The sequence below is a fragment of the Pseudoalteromonas sp. KG3 genome, assembly GCF_030436385.1.
Lineage (GTDB): Bacteria > Pseudomonadota > Gammaproteobacteria > Enterobacterales > Alteromonadaceae > Pseudoalteromonas > Pseudoalteromonas prydzensis.
In genome coordinates, this window is sequence record NZ_CP098523.1 from 2,208,879 (window position 1) to 2,226,618 (window position 17,740).

The following is a 17,740-nucleotide window of genomic DNA, read 5'->3' on the forward strand; positions in this document are numbered from 1 at the left end:
TTTACAAACATAGCTAAATTTGGATAGCGCTGGCTATCCAAATTCGATTTATTTTAGCTATTACATATCCATATGGCGATTAGCACTTTGTATCATCTGCTTTAAGCCTTGCTGCTCAAGCTCTAGCAACTGCGATAACTTCTCTTTTCCAGCAGGGGTTTCTGCTCGACTAAGTAAGTATTCATAAAGGTTAATCACTTTTTTATGCTGCTCAGATAAGTAACCCTGCATCACTTGCTCATCAACACGGGTATCACGATCTAAATCGGTGAAGTTGATCAACTCTGGATTTTCAGCGAAGTACTCATAGCAATACGTATCTAATGTATTTATTTCGGTGATGGCTTTAAAACCAACCATATCCTCAGCCAGCTTTTTTTCGTACTCAACAAAATAGTCCGCGAGCATTCTATTATGCTCAGCTAAACCATCGCGAAGACTAAAAAAGTTTGCCGCCATTTGCGTATGAAATAGTACAGTCCAGTCGTACACTTCTTGTATTGTTTTAACTTGCATGTGTGTTCCTTACTTAATTAAGCCTAGTAACAAGTCTGTTGCTAAAAACATGCCACTAAAAAGTTAAATTAAAACAAATACGTATTAAAACCCTATCACTTGAACTCGTATAAGTTACAAGTGATAGGGTAATTTTTATAGGGTGAAACTCACTAATTAATACCCCGCTTGCGCCATAGCAAATACACCGCGGGTAATACGAGCAAGGTTAATACAATGGCGCTGAACATACCGCCGACCATCGGCGCGGCAATGCGGCTCATTACTTCACTGCCAGTGCCGGTGCCGTATAGCACAGGGAGCAAGCCGATAATAATGGTCGCGACTGTCATCACCACTGGGCGTACTCGCAGGCCTGCGCCTTCTACTATGGCTTGCTTAAGTTCGACAAAGCTAAGCGTTGTACCTGCTTGTAGTGCTTGCGCGCATTTTTCTTGGTAGGCTTGGTTTAAGTACACCAGCATGATCACGCCAATTTCCACCGCGACTCCAGCAAGGGCAATAAAGCCAACGCCCACGGCGACTGAGAAGTTAAAACCTTCTAGGTACATGAGCCAGATACCGCCGATCATCGCCAATGGTAGAGTAGCCATAATAATCGCCACTTCCACAAAGCTTCTAAAGTTTAAATACAGCAGCACAATAATAATCGCTAATGTGAGCGGCAATACATAAGCGAGCTTTTCTTTAGCGCGCTCCATGTACTCATATTGCCCCGCCCAGGTTATTGAGTAACCAGCAGGGAGTACTAGTTTTTCGTCAAGCACTTGGCGCGCATTGTCGACATAACTACCGATATCAATGCCATCAATATCAATAAAGCTCCAGCCGTTTAAGCGGGCATTTTCGCTTTTTATGCCCGGCGGACCGTCTTCAATAAATACGTCAGCCACATCGGCAAGAGCAATGCGTTGCCCTGCAGGGGTGACTATTGGCAATAGCATCAGTTCTTCGGGCGAATCGCGGTAATCTTGCGGGTAACGCAAGTTCACCGGATAACGCTCTTGCCCTTCGACCGTTTGCGTGACATTCATGCCGCCAATGGCAGTGGCAACCACTTGCTGCACATCGGCAATATTTAAACTATAACGGGCGGCTTTTTCACGGTTGATATCGACCTTGATATAACGCCCACCCGCTACCCGCTCAGAGTAAACGGAAGCAGTACCGGGCACATCTTTAAGTAACACTTCAATCTGCTGACCAATTTTTTGAATTTCGCTCAAATTAGGCCCCGCAACCTTAATGCCGACAGGGGTTTTAATTCCCGTTGCTAGCATATCAATCCGAGTTTTTATTGGCATCACCCACGCATTGGTCAGGCCTGGAAACTTCACTAAGCCATCGAGCTCTTTTTTCAATTTTTCTAAGGTCATGCCTTCGCGCCATTGAGCTTTTGGCTTGAGTTGAATAAAGGTCTCGATCATGGTCAGTGGCGCAGGATCGGTGGCAGTTTCTGCACGGCCTACTTTACCAAACACGGTTAACACCTCTGGTACTGTGGCGATGAGCTTATCGGTTTGTTGTAAAATCTCTCGCGCTTTACCAATCGATAAACCTGGGTAAGTAGTTGGCATATACATTAAATCGCCTTCATCCAACGGTGGAATAAATTCACTGCCAATTTTATTCACCGGATAGAAACCAATAATTGCGACTACCAGTGCTAACACTAAGGTCATTTTAGGAAACCGTAAAACCAGATTCAGTAATGGCTTGTAGGCGTTAACCAATAAGCGATTAACCGGATTTTTCTGCTCTGAAATAACTTTGCCACGAATAAAGTAACCCATTAATACCGGCACTAAGGTAATTGCTAAACCTGCTGATGCCGCCATAGCATAGGTTTTGGTGTACGCCAGTGGGGCAAACATACGGCCCTCTTGCGCCTCTAGAATAAACACCGGCATAAAGCTCACGGTAATAATCATTAAGCTAAAGAATAATGTAGGGCCTACTTCACTGGCGGCATCGATGACAATTTGCCAACGGTTTTCATCGGTTAATGGGGTTTTTTCCATGTGCTTATGCATATTTTCAATCATTACAATCGCGCCGTCAGTCATCGCACCAATGGCAATGGCTATGCCACCAAGCGACATAATATTAGCGTTAATGCCTTGCCAATACATGATGATAAACGCCGTTAAAATCCCCAGCGGTAATGTAATAATAGCCACCAGTGATGAGCGCACGTGGAACAAAAATACCACGCAGATCAGCGCCACCACCGCTAACTCTTCGAGCAGTTTACTGGTGAGGTTATCAACTGCGTTTTTGATCAAATTAGAGCGGTCATACACAGGCACTATTTCAACGCCATCAGGCAGGCCTTTTTTCAGTGATTCGAGTTTTTCCTTCACCAACTCAATGGTTTTTTGTGCGTTTTCGCCAAAGCGCATCACCACCACACCACCAGCTACTTCACCTTCACCATTGAGTTCGGCAATGCCACGGCGCATTTGTGGACCAAGGCGAATATCGGCTACATCACGTAATTGCAGTGCTGTGCCATTGGCGTTCACCCCCAGTGGAATTGCCTCTAAATCGGCGACACTTTTTATATAACCGGTACTGGTGACCATGTATTCGGCTTCGGCCATTTCGACCACCGAGGCCCCCATTTCTTGGTTGCCTTGTTTAATCGCGGTTTGAATTAAACTCAGCGGAATGCCATAGGCACGCAGTTTATCTGGCTCTACATTGACTTGATATTGCTTCACCATCCCGCCCACTGAGGCCACTTCTGACACCCCTGGTACGGTTTGCAATTCAAACTTTAAAAACCAGTCTTGCAAGCTGCGTAATTGGCTAATGTCGTGTTGATTGGTTTTATCCACCAGCGCATATAAATAAATCCAACCCACACCAGTGGCATCTGGGCCAAGCTCTGCGGTTGCGGTGTCGGGCAAGCGACTCGCTACTTGGCTTAAATACTCTTGCACTCGACTACGCGCCCAGTAGAGATCAGTGTTCTCATCAAAAATGATATATACGTAGGAATCACCAAAAAATGAAAAACCCCGCACTGTTTGTGCTCCTGGTACTGAGAGCATCGCGGTGGTAAGCGGGAAGGTCACCTGATCTTGCACCACCTGTGGCGCTTGCCCTGGGTATGAGGTTTTTACAATCACTTGTACATCGGATAAATCAGGTAAAGCATCAACTGGGGTATTTTTTACCGCAAATAAACCACTGCCAATGAGTATTGCAGTGAGCAATAATACAAAAAAGCGATTAGTAACGGACCATCGAATAACTGCTGCTATCATAATGCCCCCTAGTGACCACTGTGTGATTGCATGTTTGATGCAGCATCAATACGCTGGATCACGAATTCACCGTTTTGCACACTAAAGGTAAATGTCAGCTGTTGCTGCGCCGCAAGAGGGCTTAAATCAACATTTTCAGCAAACATAAAGTCCATAGTGGCCGGATCTCGGTTCCATTTTTCAATTGCACCACGACTAATATTGGCTGTGCGCTGGGCTTTATCAATACTATTAATAGTGCCTATTACGGTCGCCATGTTGTCAGCTTCATTCATCATATGGGTGGAATCCATTATATGAATGCCGCTTATCGTGTAACTGCCATCAGCATTTTTAGTTAGCTCAAAATGCAGTGTTTGCTCGGCTTGTAGCGCTTTAAAATCAACGCTCTCGGCAACCGTAAAGTCCATGGTCATGCTGGGCCAATCCAGCTCTTCAATAGGGTCGTGGCTGATATTCACCTTACGCTGATCTGCCATTACACTATTAACCACCCCTTTACCCCACACACTAGTGACCGCAGCTGGTGTTTGCATGCGCTTAAAATCAGAGCTTTTGCTGGATTCAGAATCCAATAAGAATTGTGCTGACGTCACCACTTCATCATCGGCTTTAACGCCCGCTAAAATAACGGCATCCTGACTATCGCTACGGCCAAGCTCGACTGCCACCGATTTAAATCTACCTTCACCTAACACAACTACAACGCGATCTTGGCTGCCTGTACGGATCACTGCTTCTTTAGGTACTATAAGTTGTTGCTCAGCTGCTTTGGCATGAATGCTCACTTGTGCGAACATATTCGGTTTTAACTGATGGTCTTGGTTATTAAAGCGTAGACGCACCCGCAAAGTACGGTTTTTTGCATCCAGTGTTGGGTAAATATAATCAACCTTACCGCGCCAGCTTTGCCCGGTAATGTAATCAAGCGTCATGGTAACTGGTAAGCCCACTTTAATAAGTTCGACTTGGCGTTCAAACACTTCGGCTTCTACCCACACTTCATCCAATTGAGCGATACTCATCATCGAGGTGCCCGGTTTGACATAAAAACCTTCGCGCACATTAAGCTCATCCACCACCCCACTTTGGCGCGCGTAAAAAGTAATGTTTTGCATCACCTTTTTATTAGCTTGTAAGCGCTCGACAAAACCATCCGAGACATTTAACGCCTTTAAGCGGGCTTTTGCCGCACGAATAAGCACGGGGTTATTACGGTTTACAGCCAGTACAAACTCTTCCTGTGCATTCACCAATTGTGGTGAATATAAGGTATATAGCGGCTCCCCTTGTTTTACCTGATCTCCGGCGGCTTTAACGTACAACGTTTCTATCCAGCCTTCTACACGCGGGTGTATGTGCACTAACTGATCTTGATTGTATTGCACGTAGCCAACGGTTTTTACTTCACTTTGCAGTGCCTTGAGCTGCACTTTAGCCGTTCTAACCCCTAAGTTATTAACGACTGCAGGGGAGATTGTAACCGCACCGGGGCCATCTTGATTATTGCCTTCATCCTCTGCATACACAGGCACTAAATCCATGCCCATTGGTGAAAGCCCTGGTTCATCGCGGCGATAATTACTATCCATAGGCGCAACCCAGTACAGTGGCTTTTGCTCTGTACTAGCATGTGCCGATTCAGCTGGTTCATTCATTAAAGTAAAGCCAGTTGCCGCAATTCCTGCGCCTACTAATGCTGCGATAAGCAATTTTAAATTAGTGTTCATTGTGCTCTCCTGCTACTAGCTCAGCCATCACAGCAGCATCTTTGCTACTGGCGTAATAATTCAAGCGAGCAATAATAATTTGTTGATCAATCTCTATATTTAACGCATCAATTTTGGCGTTCAGTTCGCTGATACGAGCACGCATTACTTCTGAAAAATCACCATCATCGCGGGTATAAGCATTTAGGGTAGCTTGCGCTTGTTCGGCCATTTGTGGCAGTAACTTTGTTTGATACAAGGCGTCACGTTGTTGCAGTCGTGAAAGCTGGCTAAACTCTTTAAAATACATGCCTTTTAGCTTTTGCAGTGCGATCAACTTCTCTGTTTTCGCTGACTCCGCCATGGCAATAGCAGCATTGACTTGTTGGTCTTGGCGATTGTCGGTAAACAGCGGTAAATCGATACTAATCCCGACTGAAAATAAATCGGCACGAGAGTCACCCATCAGCGTGTCATCACGGTAGCCATATCCCATATTCACACCAAATTGCGGTTTGTAGCTTTGTTTAGCCACGGCAATTTCGGTTTGCTTGGCAGCAACGCTTTGCTCTATGGCAACGATTGCAGGATGCGCTATTAACAGCGGCATTAGCTGTTCAAATTTAAGCGCCGCAAAGTCAACTAATGGGCTAATATCATTGCGCTTAGCGCTGACAGGTTGAGTTAACATACTCATCGGTAGCCATTGTGACATGCGTTTTTTAGCACTTTCAAACTGCTGTTCTAGCATCACCAGTTTGTCTTCAAGGCGGGTTAATTCTAACTGGGCGCGAATAATATCTTGCTGGCGAGTTTTACCAACAGAGCTGGCATAACTTGACTCAGTAATATCAATTAATTGCGTGAACAAGGCTTTATCCTGCTCAATCAGCGCAATACTCTGCTGCGCACGATAAGCGTTGAGCCAAGATTCAATAACAATGGTTTTAACCTGAGCAAGCCTATCGGCACGCAGCCATGGATATTGCTGCGCTGATTGCGCTAAAGCTTGCTGTTTGAGTTCTAGGCTGTCGCCACGGCTAAACATCTGGCTTACACCCACTTTTAATTGGGTCATACCCTCTTGATCGAAAGCAAAGCCATCGGTAGGTAAATTCATCAGCCCTAAGCTTAATACCGGATCAGGTAATGTACCTGCGGCTAAGCTTTGTGCTTGCACAGCAGCTTGCTGATATTTATTCGCTGTGAGCCAAGGTTCATTATCAAGAGCATAATCGAGCGCTTGTGCAAGGCTTAATTCGTTACTGTATACTGAGCTTGCTGTTGTTAGCATTAGCGCTAAAAAACTGCTTTTAAGTACTACGAAGTGATTCATCACTTACTCCACTAAAAATTAAAAAAATGATTAATTTAGAGGCAGCAATAGGCTATTTTTAATAAAGTTTAGTAAATTTCAGACGCACCTATGCTGCAATTAGGCAGACATAGGAGGGCGATATAACGAGTTGGTTATGTAGATTTGATTTTGTGGGGTATGGAGTTGTACTTTTTCGGCACTGAGTAGCACTGCAGTAAATAAGCTATTCATACACAGCATAGAGTGCGTACTACAGGCGCTCATTGGGCAAGCGCACTCTTGGTTGTTTGTTGCGTCGTCATCGCAACAATCCATATTCATCATACCTGCCGACATGCCATGATGCATATCATCAATGTCAGTTGGTTGTGACTGAGATTGGCTCATATGAGGCATTTCGCACGACATAGTTACAGACGCGACAGCTTGACCCACTAAAGTGAGTAACAAAACTATGGCCAATAAACTCTGGTGAATACGTTGCAACACAATGCCTTTTTTAAATTAGGTTCTAGGTTCTAGGTTCTAGGTTCTAGGTTCTAGGTTCTAGGTTCTAGGTTCTAGGTTCTAGGTTCTAGGTTCTAGGTTCTAGGTTCTAGGTTCTAGGTTCTAGGTTCTAGGTTCTAGGTTCTAGGTTCTAGGTTCTAGGTTCTAGCGAAGTTTATGGTAACTTACACGCTAATACAAACGTTTAACTACTTTTTATATCTGTTTTTATTAAGCTGCTGGCGGCGATGGCAAATAAACAATAGCCGGTGAAATACCAAAAACCAACACCCAGTTCAGCGTGCATGTTGATCAATTCCCCCATTTGGCCATCGGCATTACCCGCAAGATAAACCACAATTAAGGCAATCACAAATACATCTACCATGCTCCACTTAGTTACACCTTGTATTACTTGACCGAGCATGTGCTTAAATTTATTCACCGGTAAAAAAATATAGAGCAATTGCATCAATAGTTTTAAGGTTGGTATCACGATCGAGAAAAATGCCACTAATGCTGCGACTAAGTAATTTTTGTTATCAGCCAGTTCATTAACCGTACCCCAAATACTCCTCGTTTTTTGGTAAGCGTTAATTTCACCTTCCAATTTATCAAGCCCCAACATACTAGATGCCATCATCAGCATATTGCGGGTATTACGGTCACCTTCATCTGCCAGCATTTCAATGCCTGTTTGTGCTAGTTTTGATTTATCTATTTTACCTTCTAAAGTTAACACTGGCTGGGTAACCCCAGGTAACAATAGCGCAAGCGCAATTAAAATTGTGATGATAGGCAGTACTAAACGCATAATAAATCTTTAAAATAATATGGCTGATGGCGCATCATACTCAAGCTATTACGCTTGTTCAATAATTGAGGCTAAAACGTCATCTCCATACTGACGCGCTGCAAACATAGCGTTATAGACGATATCAATTTCAGAAGCAGGACGAATGGTCTCTAATAATTTAATCGCTAACGGCCAGTTATCTTCTTCCACTGCTCGAGCTAGTTGTAACGTAGCACCTAGCATGCCGTTAAAGTTAAGCAGTGCGCTGGATAAATCATCCCCTAAGCAAAACTCTTTTGCGATAACATCAAGCCCCATATTTAAAATGGCATCGAGCACCGACATTAAACCAACTAAATAGCCTCGCTCAGCCATTTCTTTCCCACCAGGCTCTAGCATCAACAGCATAAATTGCGCACGAATTAAACCTAATTTAGTCAATTCACTGGGTTTATCAACACCTAGCTCACTCAACGCGAGTACTCGCACAAATTGACGGATGGTATTTTCACCTAAGTAAATAACTGCTTGGGAAATAGAGCTAATAACGAAGTCTGGTTTTTTAGAACGAGCATTAACCAGCTTAAGAATACGAGCAGTTAATCCTACATCCTTTGCAACACGTTGATGTACTTCGTCAAAATTCAAATCCGGGCGAGATGTACAACGTAATAGATCAAAAACAGCTAATTTTGATGGTTCAACATTGTGATAGCTGAGCATTTCAGGTCGTGCAAAAAAGAAGCCTTGAAAGTAATCGCAGCTTGCGTTTTTTAAAATCATGAATTGTTCATGGGTTTCAATACGTTCAACTATAATTTTTACATCAGGAAAACGACGCTTTAGCTTTTTTAATAGCATATTGGTTTTAATGATTGGCTCTTCAACTTCAAGCTTAATATAGTCAACTAGGCTTAATAATGGCTCCCACTTTTCATCGCCATCGTAATCATCAAGAGCAAAAATGTAGCCCTCTTTTTTTAATGCGCGTACACGCCTTGTTACTTCCTCTATGTTATCGGCTCTTTCCACAATTTCAATTACGGCACTGTTTGGTTGCAATAATTTAGGAAAATCTTCTAATAACGCATCTGAAGAAAGATTGATAAAGGCATATTGATTAGCGGTAAGTTTATCGATACCAATAAGCATTAAAGCGTTAAAAAACAATCGCCCTGTAGCTTGACCATCCGTTGTGCCAACAGGGAATACGTTATTAATCGAATCTCGATAAAGCAATTCGTACGCATAAACGCCTGTTTCAGCATTAAAAATAGGCTGCCTTGCTATATATTGAGTTACAAGGTCTGGCACATTGGCTGTAACCTGCGTATTTAGCATATTATATCCTGCTAATAATTTTAGCGACTCATGCCAGCTAAATGGTTGTTATTATATCGACTCAGTATAGTTAAATTTTTTCAGCTGCCTAAACTTAAACTTGAAGCAATAAAGCCCATTTTTCTAAATCGAGTAAAATCACCTTCATCTAAAATAACCGATATACCCACACATAAATAATGGATATGTTCTAATTTGCTCTACAATTGAGTATAATAGCGGCTTACCTTTGAGTTTACCTCCCAAATAGAGCCAGATATGAGCATAGAACAAGCCTTAGTTGAACGCAGTAATAACCAATGTGAGTTATGCGCTGCTACTGAAAACCTTTCTGTATACGAAGTGCCGCCGGTCACTGAAGCTCATTCAGATAAATGCATTTATACCTGCCAAATCTGTAAAGACCAAGTTGAAAGCAACACGGATATTACGCCAACTCATTGGCATTGTTTAAACGACAGCATGTGGAGTCAAACACCTGCTGTGCAAGTGGTTGCTTATAGAATGCTAACCCGTTTAGCTGTTGATAATGGCTGGGCACAAGATGCTCTTGATATGATCTATCTTGAAGAAGATACATTAGCATGGGCTAAAAAAGCACTTGCTGAAAATGATGATATCAAACATATTGATAGCAATGGCGTAGTGCTACAAGCTGGCGATACCGTCACGCTAATTAAAGATTTAGATGTTAAAGGTAGTAGCTTAACCGCTAAACGAGGTACTGCTGTTCGTAACATTGGTTTAACCAGCAACCCTGAACATATCGAAGGGCGTGTTGACGGCCAGCGTATTGTTATTTTAACAAAGTTTGTAAAGAAATAAGCGAATATTTGTATTGAAAGGTGCCTAAAAGCACCTTTTATGCTGATCTAATAGCTAAGCTAATTAAGCTATGATTAAGTAACTACGCCGTAAACTTGTAGCAATTAAAAGTCCAGCGATTTAATTCACATCAAGGAATAGGCCATGCTATTACATAAACCACATACAATGTTAAAATCGATTGTTGGTATTAGTCTATTAGCCAGCAGTGCTGTTGTGCTTTCAGGATGCCAAACTCAACCTGAAGCAACTGAACAAACTACTGAAGATGCAGCTATGGCCACTTTAACAACACAAGTTACCTACCTTGATCGCAGTATGCTACGCCCAGGCTCACAACTAACAGTGACGCTTGCTGACGTATCAAAAATGGATGCTAAAGCTGAAGTGATCAGCCAGCAAACTGTCGATATTAATGGTGCACCACCTTACACGGTAGAGCTTAGCTACGACGCGAGCAAAATGGATCAACGCCATCGTTACAGTGTAATCGCACGGATCACTAATCAAGACCAGCTGATTTATGTTAGCACTACCTATAACAACCCTTTTGAGCAATCAGCACAAGCTGCACCTTATGAAGTAGTCGTGTCAAAGGTTGCACCACAAAAGCCAGATGTTGATTTAGTAAATACATATTTTAAAGCCATTACTTTAAATGGCGAGAAAGTAACCGTAGAAACAAAAGAACCATTTATACAGTTTAGCGCTGATAACAAAAGTCATGGCTTTTTAGGCTGTAATAACTTTACTGGCAGCTATCAGGTAAATCAGCAATCACTTACATTTAGCCCGCAAGCCAGCACAAAGAAAATGTGTTTTAAAGGTATGGAACAAGAAGCGGCAATGTCAGCTGTGTTGCAAAATACTGCCAAGTGGGAAATTAAAGGTGAATTACTCAGCTTAAAAGATCAGCAAGGCAATGAACTGGCTACTTTTAAAGCCACTTACTTTTAAATAAAAGCGCTGAAAAATAAATAAAACGCCCAGCTCTGCTGGGCGTTTTAGGTTATTCTGCTACTAACTGCTCGCTACGGTAAAAACCAGACGAGTCACTTAACAAGCTTACCAGTTCAGGTAATACGTTATCCATGGTTTGTTTAAGTTTCCACGGTGGGTTAATCACGATCATTCCCGATGCAGTCATACCATGTACATCGGTATCCGCTTGTGTTGCCAGTTCGAATAATTGAATATTACGCATGCCTGAGGCTATAAGCCCCTCTTCCATCCGCTCAATTCGCTCTCTATCAACCACTGGATACCAAATCATATAAGTACCAGTAGCAAAGCGTTGATAAGCCTTAGTTAAGGTTTTAACAACGGTATCGTAATCGTCTTTAATTTCATAAGGAGGATCAATGAGCACACAAGCACGCCGCGACGCAGGCGGTAATAAACCAACTAAACCTGCAAAGCCATTCTCACCGCGAACACGTATCGAACGTTTACCACTCATGTTTTCTTGCAATAACGCTAAATCTCGCGGATGTAATTCAAAAAACCAGCCCTTGTCTTGGCGACGTAAAAAGTGCTCGGCAATTTTTGGAGAGCCAGGATAAAAAGCCAACTGCTGAGCGTCATTAAATGACTTGATCAACGCAATATAATCATTGAGCTCTTGATGTTCGCTGTTATGTTGATAAAGCTTAGCAATACCATCGAGATATTCTTGGGTCTTTTGCGCATCTGCGCCTGCTAATTCAAAAAAGCCAGCCCCTGAATGAGTATCGATATAGTCCAATGGTTTATCTTTGAGAGTCTGGTAGCTTAAAACTTGAGCAAGCACCAAATGTTTAACCACATCCGCTGGGTTTCCAGCATGAAATGAATGTCTATAACTAAGCATAATGTTATTTCGCTATAAATGGTTTATTTAAATAAACCCATTGAAGTTGGCTATATTCTACAACATAAAATCCGCAGGGTCATAAATTGCTGGTCATTAAGTGAATCACTTATGAACAAATAAGCTGCTAGCCTGAACAGCTCATTAACATTAAATAAAAATCAGCTAAAACACACGTAAATGCTGGCATATAAAGCAACTTTGCTTTACATTTGCATGACAATAATCACAGTTTTATGAGCGCCTTAATGAATAACGATACCCTTTCTCAACTAGAACAATTGATCGACCAATTAATTGGTCAAAATTCACAGCTACAAACTCAGGTTAGCGAACTTAAAGATAAAAATAGTAAACTAATCGACGAAAATGAAATTCTTCAACTTGAAGTACTTGAAAGTGAAGAAAAACAAAAAGACACCAGTACAACTCTAACTGGTTTACTCGAGAAGTTACAAAGCGTCCAACAGGCTAGCTAATGTCTGAGCTGCAAAACCAGCGAGTCACCGTTGAGTTGCTTGGTAAAGAGCAGCAATTTGCTTGCCCTGCTGGACAAGAAGATGCCCTCATTGCATCGGCCAAATACCTAAACGATTTGGTTGAGCAAATGAAGCAACGCTCAACAGTACGCAATGATCAAAAAGCCTTATTAATGGCCGCTTTGAACATTAGCCACGAGCTACTTGAAGCAAAAACGCAGCAAAACGTTGAACAACAACAACACGATCAGCTCATTGATAAACTAAGTGCTTACTTAGGAAAATCATCAACTAAATAAAAAAGCGCACGATGCGCTTTTTTATTACCTCAACAATTGCAGTATCAATTACAAAAAAAATCAGCTAACTTGCCTATTTTATTATTGGCAACTCAGGCTCTGTAACTATGACCGACTATTTTTATACTCCCGTGAAGTTAATTACGTTTTTACTGCTAAGTTATTTTGCTGTTGCAGCCCCCCCCAGTGTAGCCGCCACACAATGGCACACCATCTCTGCTAACGTACAATTTTTAGAGCAATCGAGCGCTTTACGTTTTTATGATTCAAACCAAGTGCTTGTTCAAGGTGATAAATGTGCGCTAATGTTTGATGCCAGTGGCGACTTTGCAGCCGTCGAAGCCACTGTCGAGCAACTAAAAAACACCTTAAAAACCCCTTTATGCTACTTGGTTGCCAGTCACTTTCATGATGATCATTTACTGGGCATGGCCATTTTTCAGCACCACTTTCCTGATGCCCAATTAATTGTCCATCAGCAGCTTACGGCCGAGTTTAATTCATTGCAAAAAGCCTATACGGATAAACTTGATAGTTATGAAAAAAGTATTGAGCTGAGCTTTCAGCGCTTATCAGAACAACCAGCAGCACAACAGCAACAATGGCGCGATAAACTTAATTTGGCAAAGCAACGGTTACTGCGTTGGCGCCAATACCAGCTTCAAACCCCTAATTTACAAGTCGCAAATACATTAACGCTAGAGTTGGGAAATTACCCCGTCACCATTAACGCTTACCAAGCTCATACCAATGCTGACCTAACGCTCAGCGCCGAAAACCACGCTATTTTAGTTGGCGCAGATATTGTTGACTGGCTGCCATACCCAGGTCATGGTAATTTTGCTAATTGGCTAAACATACTCACTCAATTACACAATGATAAGCGAATTAAAATCATCCTTCCTGGCCACGGAAGCGTCCTTAAAGCCAATGACTTACAACAACCTTTAAGCTTTTTGCAGGCCATTCAGGCCCATGTAACCGCTCACCCACAGCAAGATTTATTACAATTAGAACAAAGTTTTAACCCGCTGTTTGCTAAAGACTATCAAATCGATGCGATCAGCCAAAAAGCTTATCCACTGTTCCTACAGGCTGGACTTAAACAAGCGAAACAGTCAAAATAGCGGCCGCACCTGGATGTGCTAATCTTTTATAAGGATATTTATTTAGTGATTTTTATGCGCAGTTATCTATTAGTCCTGTTAATAACGTTATTTTTACTATCTAGTTGTCAGAGTACTGAGCAGTCGTTACAGCCAAGTGATAATCAGCAAGCCCCGGTTATTTTTAATCACTTTAAACCAACAGCCATTACTCCGCCGCCGCTGACTGACACTGAGCAGAAAAAACAAAAAATACATTTAAAAGCCCCATCGCAACAAGTGGAAAATGTATCGCAAGCTAACAATCGCAGCCAAGATTTATGGCAGCACATTGCAAATAACTTAACTATCAAGGTGTATCTAAATAAAGCCCTCAATAAGCGTATTGCTTGGTATACCAAGCAACCTAACTACTTACAGATTGTCAGTGCCCGTGCAGAGCCGTATCTTTATCATATTGTAAGTAAAATTGAGCAACGTAAGCTACCGATGGAATTGGCTTTACTGCCCTTTGTTGAAAGCGATTTTCGACCAACCATTAGCTCATCCGAACAAGCGGTTGGCGTGTGGCAGTTAGTGGGTGCGACAGCTCATCACTTTGGGATTAAATCTGATCAATGGTATGACGGTCGCAAAGATGTTTTAGCGTCGACCGATGCGGCGCTGGACTATTTAGCATATTTACATAAACGTTTTGATGGTAATTGGTTACATGCATTAGCGGCATACAATAGCGGTGAAGGACGGGTAAAGCGTGCCATTGCCGAAAATAAAAAACGTGGTAAAAGCACCGATTATTGGTCGTTAAAATTACCAAAAGAAACCTCTGAATACGTACCTAAATTAATGGCATTAAGCTACTTAGTACAACACCCTAAACGTGGACTGATCCGCCCCAAATTGGCAAATAAAGCCCTAACCACTGAGCTTAATGTTGGCCAGCAATTTGATTTTTCAGTGATCGCAAACTTATCTGGTATTGGCCGCAGTCAGCTGCATAAACTTAATCCTGGCTATTTAAAAAATCAAAGTTCTCCCAATGGTCCGCATACTTTATTACTGCCACTACAGCAACAAAGCTTATTGCGAAGCCAGTTTTTTAAGAATAATTTTACTGGTGAATATACGGTGAAAAAAAATGATACCTTATATTCGATAGCTCGTCGCTTTGGTTTATCGGTCAAAAAGCTTAAAACTATTAATAATAAACGCTCCAATCTAATCAGCATTGGCGAAACTCTGCTGGTTGGGCAACCTCGCACCATGCCAGATTCATTAATGATTGATTATCGGATCAGTCCTTATCTGGAACAAAATGAAGTGACGATCCCCACTATTGCTATTCAATATCAAGTAAAACCAGGCGATACAATCTGGGGAATTAGCCAACTCTATGATGTGCCACACAGCGATTTAGCACAGTGGAATAAACTCAATGCCACCAGTATTTTAACCCCAGGTACGCAACTGATATTACATTTACCGCAAGTAACTAAAACCGTTCCCCAAGTGTCCAATGCCAGCTTACTTTCTGAACTTGAAAAAACCTTAAAGCAACCTCACTAAGCAGCAGTTTCACATCATCTGTATTTAGCGTAAAATTAGCTTTTCATTTTAGTTAAATTAAAGAGATCAGCATGCAAATTAGCAAAAACTCGGCAGTTGAATTTCACTACACGTTAAGTGAAGCAGGCGAGCAACTAGAAACAAGTATCGGCAGCGAGCCATTAACCTATATTCATGGCCTAGCAGGCATGCTTCCAGGTCTTGAAACTGCGCTTGAAGGTAAAGGCGCTGGCGATAGCTTCAGCGTAACCCTTAAGCCAAGTGAATCTTACGGTGAGCGAGTAGATGACCTAATTCAACGCATCCCACTTAAACACCTACAAGGTGACACGAAAGTGTGGAAGCCAGGCATGACTGCGATGGTTCACTCTAACCAAGGACGCCATCAAGTAACGATTGTAAAAGTAGGCCGTTTTAATGCTGATTGCGATTTAAACCACCCATTTGCTGGTAGAACTCTCACTTTTGATGTGCAAGTACTCAGCGTGCGTGAAGCAACCAGCGAAGAGTTGTCTCATGGTCATGTACACAGCGAAGGTGGCTGTGGCCACAACCACTAAGGAATTACCATGTCAAAGGTTGCTATTGTAACAGGCGGCAGTAAAGGCATCGGCCGTGCTGTTGTTGAGCGTTTTTTAAATAACGGCTATCAAGTGCATAATCTGGATCTTGAAGCTGCTGATTTAGGCATTTGGCACCACTGTGATGTCAGTAATGTTAATGCTGTAAAGCAAGTTATTGCCGACATTGCCAGTCATTCAAAACGCATCGATGTGTTAGTATCGAATGCAGGTCGTCATTTAAGCGCTACCATTGAGAATACCGATGAAGCAACCTTTGATAGCTTATTTGCACTTAATGTAAAAGGTGCATACGCAGCAATTCAAAGTGTCCTACCGAGCATGAAAGCGCAGCAAAATGGGGCGATTATCTTAATTGCCTCAGATCAAGCCATTATCGGCAAAAGCAATTCATTTGCCTATAACCTGACCAAACATGCCTTAGCCTCAATGGCAAAAACCACCGCACTGGATTACGCACAATATAATATTCGCGCTAATGCAGTCTGCCCAGGCACCATAGAAACCCCGCTTTTTCATAATGCTATCGACGCATATTGTGCTCGCAGTGGCGCCGATAAAGCGACCATCGTTGCCGAAGAAGCGGCTTTACAACCGCTAGGTAGACTCGGTCAAGCTAATGAAGTAGCCGCATTAGTTAACTTTTTAGCCAGTGATGATGCCAGCTTTATCACCGGCAGTTTGCAAACTATTGACGGTGGCTACACTGCGCAATGAGTGAACGTATTATAGACCCCCATGTACACTTTTTTAATTTAGCGCAAGGTCAATATGACTGGTTGCAAGGTAGCAACCCAGTAAACTGGCCCAATTTAGCTACAATTAAAGCCCCAATGACTGCAGCTCAACTACAGCAACAAACTCAATTTGAGCTTGCTGGCCTGGTACATATCGAGGCGGGCTATGATAACCAGCAACCACTCAACGAGCTGCATTGGTTAGCTGAGCATTTAGCGGGGCAAAATTATAAAGCCGTCAGCTTTGCCCATATTAATAATCACCATGCAGATTTTGATGCTGCCATTACTGCGTTAACGCACCCAAGCTTAGTAGGCATTAGAGATATCACCGAAGGCGCTGATGCTGCACGCTTAAAGCATGCTAGATGCTTGGATAACTTAGCACTATTAGCCAGTAAGCAACTGATATTTGAAGCGCAATTTGCAATTGAAAACCTCGCAATTACCCAACAAATTGTAAATTATTGCCGCCAACTCCCGCATTTGCAGATTGTAATAAACCATGCGGGCTTACCTAATGACTTGCCACAGTGGCAACAAGGTATTAGCCAACTAGCAAAAATAGCCAATTGCAGGATCAAATTTTCAGGATTTGAACTATTCCCAGATCTAGTTAAAACCCAGCAGCAACAGTGCTTTGATTTTATTATTAAGCACTTTGGTCTACAACGGGTGATGTTTGCCAGTAACTTTCCTGTGTGCCAAATCAATGCCAGTTATCAACAATGTTGGCAAAGCCATTTTAAGCGTTGCACTAGTGACAATATGTGGTCACAACTTAGCTACAAAAACGCTCAGCACTGCTATCAAGTTTAATTAAAAGCCGCTATATTTAAGCTATGTTGGATAAAAATAAA

General features: G+C 42.3%; 17 protein-coding genes. 9 read left to right on the plus strand and 8 right to left on the minus strand.

Features of this window, described 5'->3' with window-relative positions:
* Positions 1-60: 60 nt before the first annotated feature.
* The 7 genes from NDQ71_RS10420 to NDQ71_RS10450 form a co-directional block, all read right to left on the minus strand.
* The gene (locus NDQ71_RS10420; protein ID WP_192542351.1) at positions 61-516 is read right to left on the minus strand and encodes a hypothetical protein; all 456 of its coding nucleotides are present in this window, start codon (positions 514-516) and stop codon (positions 61-63) included.
* A gap of 152 nt (positions 517-668) precedes the next feature.
* Positions 669-3,788, minus strand: coding sequence for an efflux RND transporter permease subunit (locus NDQ71_RS10425; protein WP_301561607.1), 3,120 nt, complete (start codon positions 3,786-3,788; stop codon positions 669-671).
* Positions 3,789-3,796: 8 nt separating this feature from the next.
* A complete protein-coding gene (locus tag NDQ71_RS10430; protein ID WP_192542349.1) occupies positions 3,797-5,518 on the minus strand; it encodes an efflux RND transporter periplasmic adaptor subunit in 1,722 nt (573 codons plus the stop codon).
* Positions 5,508-6,833: a TolC family protein gene (locus tag NDQ71_RS10435; protein WP_192542348.1), complete on the minus strand. Its 1,326-nt coding sequence runs from the start codon at positions 6,831-6,833 to the stop codon at positions 5,508-5,510. The genes NDQ71_RS10430 and NDQ71_RS10435 overlap by 11 nt, the downstream gene beginning before the upstream one ends.
* 99 nt (positions 6,834-6,932) lie before the next feature.
* Positions 6,933-7,304, minus strand: coding sequence for a hypothetical protein (locus NDQ71_RS10440; protein ID WP_301561608.1), 372 nt, complete (start codon positions 7,302-7,304; stop codon positions 6,933-6,935).
* A gap of 202 nt (positions 7,305-7,506) precedes the next feature.
* Positions 7,507-8,115: a paraquat-inducible protein A gene (locus NDQ71_RS10445; protein WP_064668169.1), complete on the minus strand. Its 609-nt coding sequence runs from the start codon at positions 8,113-8,115 to the stop codon at positions 7,507-7,509.
* A 48-nt stretch (positions 8,116-8,163) separates the two neighbouring features.
* Positions 8,164-9,438 (minus strand): EAL and HDOD domain-containing protein, encoded by a 1,275-nt coding sequence (locus NDQ71_RS10450; RefSeq protein WP_192541661.1) that lies wholly within the window; start codon positions 9,436-9,438, stop codon positions 8,164-8,166.
* 258 nt (positions 9,439-9,696) lie between these two features.
* Here NDQ71_RS10450 and NDQ71_RS10455 point away from each other — a divergent pair, with 258 nt between their 5' ends.
* Positions 9,697-10,263: an alkylphosphonate utilization protein gene (locus NDQ71_RS10455; RefSeq protein WP_192541662.1), complete on the plus strand. Its 567-nt coding sequence runs from the start codon at positions 9,697-9,699 to the stop codon at positions 10,261-10,263.
* Positions 10,264-10,407: 144 nt separating this feature from the next.
* Entirely contained in the window at positions 10,408-11,220 is an 813-nt protein-coding gene (locus tag NDQ71_RS10460; protein WP_192541663.1) for an META domain-containing protein, read from the plus strand.
* A 52-nt stretch (positions 11,221-11,272) separates the two neighbouring features.
* On the opposite strand, the gene NDQ71_RS10465 is transcribed toward NDQ71_RS10460, so the two are convergent.
* Positions 11,273-12,112: a 23S rRNA (adenine(2030)-N(6))-methyltransferase RlmJ gene (locus NDQ71_RS10465; RefSeq protein WP_064668173.1), complete on the minus strand. Its 840-nt coding sequence runs from the start codon at positions 12,110-12,112 to the stop codon at positions 11,273-11,275.
* A gap of 248 nt (positions 12,113-12,360) precedes the next feature.
* On the opposite strand from NDQ71_RS10465, the gene zapB reads away from it, so the two are divergent.
* The 7 genes from zapB to NDQ71_RS10500 all read left to right on the plus strand — a co-directional run bounded on the left by zapB (position 12,361) and on the right by NDQ71_RS10500 (position 17,699).
* On the plus strand, positions 12,361-12,591 hold the full coding sequence (gene zapB, locus NDQ71_RS10470) for a cell division protein ZapB (RefSeq protein ID WP_064668174.1): 231 nt from the start codon (positions 12,361-12,363) through the stop codon (positions 12,589-12,591).
* Complete coding sequence (locus tag NDQ71_RS10475) at positions 12,591-12,890, plus strand: cell division protein ZapA (RefSeq protein WP_192541664.1); 300 nt, start codon at positions 12,591-12,593, stop codon at positions 12,888-12,890. The genes zapB and NDQ71_RS10475 overlap by 1 nt, the downstream gene beginning before the upstream one ends.
* 107 nt (positions 12,891-12,997) lie before the next feature.
* Positions 12,998-14,017 (plus strand): MBL fold metallo-hydrolase, encoded by a 1,020-nt coding sequence (locus NDQ71_RS10480; protein ID WP_225736593.1) that lies wholly within the window; start codon positions 12,998-13,000, stop codon positions 14,015-14,017.
* A 54-nt stretch (positions 14,018-14,071) separates the two neighbouring features.
* Complete coding sequence (locus NDQ71_RS10485; RefSeq protein WP_301561609.1) at positions 14,072-15,562, plus strand: LysM peptidoglycan-binding domain-containing protein; 1,491 nt, start codon at positions 14,072-14,074, stop codon at positions 15,560-15,562.
* A 71-nt stretch (positions 15,563-15,633) separates the two neighbouring features.
* Positions 15,634-16,122: a peptidylprolyl isomerase gene (locus NDQ71_RS10490; RefSeq protein WP_192541666.1), complete on the plus strand. Its 489-nt coding sequence runs from the start codon at positions 15,634-15,636 to the stop codon at positions 16,120-16,122.
* A gap of 9 nt (positions 16,123-16,131) precedes the next feature.
* The gene (locus NDQ71_RS10495; RefSeq protein ID WP_192541667.1) at positions 16,132-16,860 is read left to right on the plus strand and encodes an SDR family NAD(P)-dependent oxidoreductase; all 729 of its coding nucleotides are present in this window, start codon (positions 16,132-16,134) and stop codon (positions 16,858-16,860) included.
* Positions 16,857-17,699, plus strand: a complete 843-nt coding sequence (locus tag NDQ71_RS10500) for an amidohydrolase (protein ID WP_192541668.1) — start codon at positions 16,857-16,859, stop codon at positions 17,697-17,699. The genes NDQ71_RS10495 and NDQ71_RS10500 overlap by 4 nt, the downstream gene beginning before the upstream one ends.
* Positions 17,700-17,740: the final 41 nt, after the last annotated feature.

Coding starts and splice junctions, on each gene's coding strand:
- NDQ71_RS10420 (WP_192542351.1), bottom strand. CDS start 516: ATGCAAGTTAAAACAATACAAGAAGTGTACGACTGGACTGTACTATTT.
- NDQ71_RS10425 (WP_301561607.1), bottom strand. CDS start 3,788: ATGATAGCAGCAGTTATTCGATGGTCCGTTACTAATCGCTTTTTTGTA.
- NDQ71_RS10430 (WP_192542349.1), bottom strand. CDS start 5,518: ATGAACACTAATTTAAAATTGCTTATCGCAGCATTAGTAGGCGCAGGA.
- NDQ71_RS10435 (WP_192542348.1), bottom strand. CDS start 6,833: ATGAATCACTTCGTAGTACTTAAAAGCAGTTTTTTAGCGCTAATGCTA.
- NDQ71_RS10445 (WP_064668169.1), bottom strand. CDS start 8,115: ATGCGTTTAGTACTGCCTATCATCACAATTTTAATTGCGCTTGCGCTA.
- NDQ71_RS10450 (WP_192541661.1), bottom strand. CDS start 9,438: ATGCTAAATACGCAGGTTACAGCCAATGTGCCAGACCTTGTAACTCAA.
- NDQ71_RS10455 (WP_192541662.1), top strand. CDS start 9,697: ATGAGCATAGAACAAGCCTTAGTTGAACGCAGTAATAACCAATGTGAG.
- NDQ71_RS10460 (WP_192541663.1), top strand. CDS start 10,408: ATGCTATTACATAAACCACATACAATGTTAAAATCGATTGTTGGTATT.
- NDQ71_RS10465 (WP_064668173.1), bottom strand. CDS start 12,112: ATGCTTAGTTATAGACATTCATTTCATGCTGGAAACCCAGCGGATGTG.
- zapB (WP_064668174.1), top strand. CDS start 12,361: ATGAATAACGATACCCTTTCTCAACTAGAACAATTGATCGACCAATTA.
- NDQ71_RS10475 (WP_192541664.1), top strand. CDS start 12,591: ATGTCTGAGCTGCAAAACCAGCGAGTCACCGTTGAGTTGCTTGGTAAA.
- NDQ71_RS10480 (WP_225736593.1), top strand. CDS start 12,998: ATGACCGACTATTTTTATACTCCCGTGAAGTTAATTACGTTTTTACTG.
- NDQ71_RS10485 (WP_301561609.1), top strand. CDS start 14,072: ATGCGCAGTTATCTATTAGTCCTGTTAATAACGTTATTTTTACTATCT.
- NDQ71_RS10490 (WP_192541666.1), top strand. CDS start 15,634: ATGCAAATTAGCAAAAACTCGGCAGTTGAATTTCACTACACGTTAAGT.
- NDQ71_RS10495 (WP_192541667.1), top strand. CDS start 16,132: ATGTCAAAGGTTGCTATTGTAACAGGCGGCAGTAAAGGCATCGGCCGT.
- NDQ71_RS10500 (WP_192541668.1), top strand. CDS start 16,857: ATGAGTGAACGTATTATAGACCCCCATGTACACTTTTTTAATTTAGCG.